This window comes from Umezawaea endophytica, assembly GCF_025061645.1.
GTDB lineage: Bacteria > Actinomycetota > Actinomycetes > Mycobacteriales > Pseudonocardiaceae > Umezawaea > Umezawaea endophytica.
This window is the reverse complement of sequence record NZ_JANYMP010000029.1, coordinates 26,654-32,771: the sequence shown is the minus strand read 5'-3', so window position 1 is coordinate 32,771 and position 6,118 is coordinate 26,654. Positions and strand designations below refer to the sequence as shown.

Annotated in this window: 1 pseudogene; it reads left to right on the top strand. The window is 73.3% G+C overall.

Features of this window, described 5'->3' with window-relative positions:
- Positions 1–39: 39 nt before the first annotated feature.
- Positions 40–6,075: pseudogene (locus NZH93_RS40280) on the top strand (SDR family NAD(P)-dependent oxidoreductase); the annotation flags it as partial.
- Between the last annotated feature and the right edge of the window lie 43 nt (positions 6,076–6,118).

Genomic DNA, 6,118 nt, shown 5'->3' with positions numbered 1-6,118 from the left:
CCCGGCGACTTGTCCCTTGAGAAGGAAGGTGTACGCACGATGCCGGACGACAAGAAGCTCGTCGACTACCTGAAGTGGGTCACCGCGGATCTGCACCAGACCCGCCGTCGCCTGGAGGAACTGGAGTCCGGCAGGCACGAGCCGGTCGCCATCGTGGGGATGGCCTGCCGGTTCCCCGGCGGGGTCGCCTCACCGGAGGAACTGTGGGAACTCGTCGCCTCCGGCGGTGAGGCGATCTCGGGGTTCCCGACCGACCGCGGCTGGGACTTCTCCCTGCTGGCCGGGGAAGGACCGGGCCGCAGCGCGACGCTCCAGGGCGGGTTCCTGCGCGACGTCGCGAACTTCGACCCCGCGTTCTTCGGGATCTCGCCCCGCGAGGCGATGGCGATGGACCCGCAGCAGCGACTCCTGCTGGAGACCTCGTGGGAGGCGTTCGAACGGGCCGGGATCGACCCCACCCGGTTGCGAGGCAGCCGGACCGCGGTGTTCGCGGGCACCGACGGCCAGGACTACGCCAACCTGGTGCTCACCTCCGGTGAGGACGTGGAGGGCCACGCGGGCACCGGTATCGCGGCCAGCGCGATCGCGGGCAGGCTGTCCTACACGTTCGGGCTCGAAGGGCCCGCGGTCACCGTGGACACCGCGTGCTCCTCGTCCTTGGTGTCGCTGCACCTCGCGGGACAGGCGTTGCGGGCGGGCGAGTGCTCGCTGGCGCTGGCCGGTGGCGTGACGGTGATGACCACGTCGCTCCGGTTCGCCGGCTTCACCCGGCAGGGCGCGCTCGCGTCGGACGGGCGCTGCAAGGCCTTCTCCGACTCCGCGGACGGCACGGGCTGGTCCGAGGGCGTCGGGATGTTCGTCGTCGAGCGGCTGGCGGACGCACAGCGCAACGGCCACCCGGTGTGGGCGGTGATCCGCGGGTCCGCGGTGAACCAGGACGGCGCGTCGAACGGCTTCACCGCGCCGAACGGCCCGTCGCAGCAGCGGGTCATCCGCCAGGCGCTGGCGAACGCGGGCCTGTCCGCCGCCGACGTCGACGTGGTCGAGGCGCACGGCACCGGCACGGTGCTGGGTGACCCGATCGAGGCGCAGAGCCTGCTCGCGACCTACGGGCAGGACCGCGACCTCCCGATCCGCCTGGGATCGATCAAATCGAACATCGGGCACACCCAGGCCGCGGCCGGAGCGGCCGGTGTGATCAAGATGGTCATGGCGATGCGGCACGGTGTGCTGCCGGAGACGTTGCACGTGACCGAGCCGTCGTCCCACGTGGACTGGACGGCCGGTGCCGCGGAGCTGCTGACCGAGCGCACCGGGTGGCCGGAGGTCGACCGTCCGCGTCGTTCGGCGGTGTCGTCGTTCGGCGTGAGCGGCACGAACGCGCACGTGGTCCTGGAGCAGGCTCCCGTGGTGGAGTCCGGGGACCGGGCGGTGGTCCCGGACGTCATGGTGCCGTGGATGGTGTCGGGCAAGTCCGCCGCCGCGGTCGGCGAGCAGGTCACGCGGTTGCGGTCGTGGGTCGCTGAACGGCCTGGGCTGAGCGCGGTGGACGTGGGTCTGTCGCTGGCCGTGGCGCGGTCGCACTTCGACCACCGTGCGGGTCTGGTGGGTGACGCGGTGGTCGAGGGTGTCGTCGGTCGTGGTCGTGTGGGTGTGGTGTTCTCCGGTCAGGGGTCTCAGCGGCTCGGGATGGGTCGTGGGTTGTACGACCGGTTCCCGGTGTTCGCGGCCGCTTTCGACGCGGTGGTGGAGGGGTTCGATGGGCTGCGGGACGTGGTGTGGGGTGAGGACGCCGAGGTCTTGAACCGGACCGGGTGGGCTCAGCCCGCGTTGTTCGCGGTCGAGGTGGCGTTGTTCCGGTTGGTGGAGTCGTGGGGTGTGCGTCCCACGGTGGTGGCCGGGCATTCGCTGGGGGAGATCTCGGCCGCGCATGTGGCTGGGGTGTTGTCGTTGACGGACGCGTGCGCGCTGGTGTCGGCTCGCGCCCGGTTGATGGAGGCCCTGCCGCCGGGTGGGGCGATGCTGGCGGTGGCGGCGTCCGAGGACGACGTGCTGCCGTTGCTGGTGGGGTTCGAGGGCGAGGTGTCGGTGGCCGCGGTGAACGGGCCGTCGTCGGTGGTGGTCTCCGGGGCCCTCGCCGCGGTGGAGCGAATCGCCGACGAGGTGGCGGATCGGGGTTGGAAGCACCGGCGGTTGGCGGTGTCGCACGCGTTCCACTCGCCGTTGATGGACCCGATGCTGGCCGATTTCGAGGCGGCTCTGGCGCCGTTGTCGTTCCACGAGCCGTTGATCCCGGTGGTGTCGAACGTGACCGGTGAGGTCGCGACGGCGGAGGTGCTGTGCACGGCCGCCTACTGGGTTGAGCACGTGCGTGAGCCGGTGCGGTTCGCCGACGGTGTCGCGGCGATGGACGTGGACGTGGTGCTGGAGTTGGGGCCGGACGGTGTCCTCTCGGCGATGGTCGCCGAGGTCGTGCCCGGTTTGGCCGTGGTGCCGATCCTGCGCAAGGACCGGGACGAGGAGCAGGCGGCCATGACGGCGTTGGCGTCGCTGCACACCCGCGGGGTGCGGGTCGACTGGGAGGGGTTCTTCGCCGACACGGGCGCGGAGCTCGTCGACCTGCCGACCTACGCCTTCCAGCACCAGCGCTACTGGCCGCAGAGCCTCGCGGGCGCCGGTGACGTGACGGGCGCGGGCCTGGCGTCGGTGGGACACCCGCTGCTGGGCGCCAGCATGACGCTGGCCGCGGGGGAGGGCACGGTGCTCACCGGCAGCCTGTCCCTGCAAACCCACCCGTGGCTGGCCGACCACACGATCATGGGGGAGGCGGCGCTGCCCGCCACCGGCTTCATGGAGCTGGCCCTGCGGGCGGGTGACGAGGTCGGGTGCGACCGGATCGAGGAGCTGACCCTGTCCGCGCCGCTCGTGCTGCCGCGGCAGGGCGCGATGCGCGTGCAGGTCCAGGTCGACGGCGACGAGGACGGCCGCAGGCAGGTCCGGATCTCGGCCACGCCCCAGGACGGGGACGGCGAGTGGACCCGTCTCGCGACGGGTGTGCTCGCGGTCGGGGCGTCCGCGGGCCGCGACATCGGCGTGTGGCCACCGGAAGGCGCGGTCGAGGCCGAGCTGGGCGGCTTCTACGAGCGGTCCGAGTACGGCCCCGTGTTCCAGGGGATGCGGCGCGTGTGGCGGGCGCCGGGTGAGGTGTTCGTCGAGGTGGCGCTGCCCGGCGACGTCCGGGACGCGGGCATGTTCGGCCTGCACCCGGCGCTGATGGACGCCGTGGTGCAGTCGGTGGCGTTCCTGGACTCCAGCCAACAGGACCGGCCGCTCGCACCCTTCTCGTGGGAGGGGGTGAGCCTGCACGCGGGTGGTGCCGCGGCACTGCGGGCCAGGCTCTCCTCCGCGGGCGGCGACGTCGTGTCGATCACGGCCGTGGACTCCGCCGGTCAGCCCGTCGTCTCGGTCGAGGCACTGGGCCTGCGCCCGCTGGCGGCCGGTGCCGCGGCCGGTCCCCGTGGCGGGCAGGCGTCGCTGTTCCGGCTCGAATGGGCCCCGGTCGACGCGGCGGTGGTCCCGGAGACCCGGTGGGCCGTGGTGGGCACCGACGAGTTCGGGGTCAGCTCCGACCTCGTCCGGGCGGGCTGCGCGGTGGTCGGCTACGGCACCTCGCTGGGTGACGTGTTCGGCCGCGGCGACGACCCCGAGCTGGTGCTGGTCCCGGTGAGCGGTGCGCCCGGCGGTGGCCCGGAGTCCGTCCACGACGCGACCGCGTCCGTGCTGGCGCTCCTCCAGGACTGGCTGACCCGCGAGGACTGCGCCGACGCCCGGCTGGTGCTGCTCACCAGGGGCGCCACCGATGGCGGCAACCCGGCCGCGGCCGCCGTGTGGGGGCTGGTGCGCGGGGCCCAGTCGGAGAATCCCGGTCGCCTGCTGCTCATGGACATCGACGACGCCGGTGCGTCCAGGCCGCGGGTGGCGAGCGCGCCCGCCCTGCTCGCCGCAGGCGAGACCCAGGTCGTGGTGACCGGCGGCGACGTGCGCGCGGGTCGGCTGGCCAGGTTCTCCGCGGGTCCGGACGTCACGCCCCGCGAGTGGGCGGCGGACGGCACCGTGCTGATCACCGGCGGTACCGGCGCGCTGGGCGCCCAGCTCGCCCGGCACGTGGTCGCCGAGCGCGGCGTGCGGCGGCTGCTCCTGGTGGGCACGCGCGGCCCGGACGCGCCGGGTGCCCTGGAGCTTCAGGCCGAGCTGATTGCGCACGGGGCGGACGTCACGATCGCGGCCTGCGACGTGTCCGACCGGGCCGCGGTCGCCGAGCTGCTCGCGACCGTCCCCGCCGAGCACCGGCTGACCGCCGTCGTGCACACGGCGGGCGTGCTGGACGACGGGGTGATCGGCGCGCTCACTCCCGAGAGGCTGGCCACCGTGCTGCGACCGAAGGTCGACGCGGCTTGGCACCTGCACGACCTCACGCGGGACGCCGACCTCGCGGACTTCGTCCTGTTCTCCTCGCTCTCCGGTGTGATGGGCAGCCCTGGGCAGGCCAACTACGCGGCGGCCAACGCGGCACTGGACGCACTGGCCGTGCACCGCCAGGCCGCGGGGCTGCCCGCGCTGTCGCTGGCCTGGGGAGCCTGGGCGCAGGGCGGCGGGATGACGGAGTCGTTGAGCGAGGCCGACATCCGCCGCATGGCGAGCTCCGGCTCGGTGCCGTTGACGGGCGCGCAGGGAATGGCGCTGTTCGACGAGGCGACGGCCTGCCCTGACCCGGTGCTCATCCCACTGGCGGTGAAGTCCGGCGCGCGCAGCGGGGTGGCGCCACACCCGTTGCTGCGCAACCTGGTGCGCGCTCCCCGACGCGCTGCCGCCGCGGCGGGCGAGGTCTCGTCGGCCACCCTCCGCGACCGCCTGCGAGGCCTCGACACCACCGAGCGGGAGCAGGTGTTCCTGGACCTGGTCGTCGACTACTCGGCCGTCGTCCTCGGCCACCCGGACTCCAGTGAGATCGACCCGGAGCGGGACTTCCTCGAGGCGGGTTTCGACTCGCTGATCTCGGTGGAGCTGCGCAACAAGCTCGCCGACACGACCGGGATGCGGTTGCCCGCCACCGTGGCCTTCGACCACAAGACACCCGGCCTGCTGGCCCGGTGGCTGCGCGAGCAGTTCGCCGCGAGCGGCGGTTCGGCCGTCGGGACCTCCTCCGGCGCGCCGGAGGACACCATCGGCAAGACCTTCTTCGACGCCGTCAACGGCGGCAAGCTGGAGGAGGGCTGGACCCTGCTCAAGGCGCTCGCGGGCGTCCGGCCGATGTTCGACATGCCCGCCGAGCTCGACGAGCTGCCCGCACCCGTGACGCTCGCCAGGGGAGCCGCCGAGCCGCTGCTCATCTGCGTCAGCGCGCCGGTGATGACCGGTGGCGTGCACCAGTACGCGCGCATCGCGGCGCACTTCGGCGGCACCCGGCGGATCATGGCGCTGCCGCTGCCGGGGTTCGGCGCCGGGGAGAGCCTGCCCGCGTCGGCCCAGGCCATCGCGCGGGTGGTGGCCGAGAGCGTGCTGCACGCCAGTGACGGCGAACCGTTCGTCCTGGTCGGGCACTCCTCGGGCGGCTCGATCGCGCTCGCGGCGGCGGGCCTGCTGGAGAGCATGTGGGGGGTGCGCGCCGAGGGCGTCATCATGCTGGACACCCTGAGCGTGCGGCACGGCCGTGAGGAGAGCACCGACTACCGGATGCTGGCCAAGACCTACATCGGCGACGAGTCGGCGTCCACGTCCACCGTGGACAGCACCAGGCTGTCCGCGATGGCGCACTACCTCAACCGGATGTCCGGCTTGCACGCCGAGCCGACCACGGCCCCCAAGCTGCTGGTCCGGTGCGGCAAACCGCTGTTCGACTCCGCCGACGCCGCGTCGACGCACGAGCAGCAGGAGGAGCTGGTGCCCGCGGACGACGTCGTCACCATCGACGCCAACCACTTCTCGCTGGCGCAGGAGGACTCCTCGGTCACCGCGCGGGTGATGGAGGACTGGCTGACGAGGATCGGTACCGGCGCGGCGGCCCGCGCCCGCTGACACGACGGGAAGGGGGGTGGGGGGGGGGGCCCCGACCCGGCAC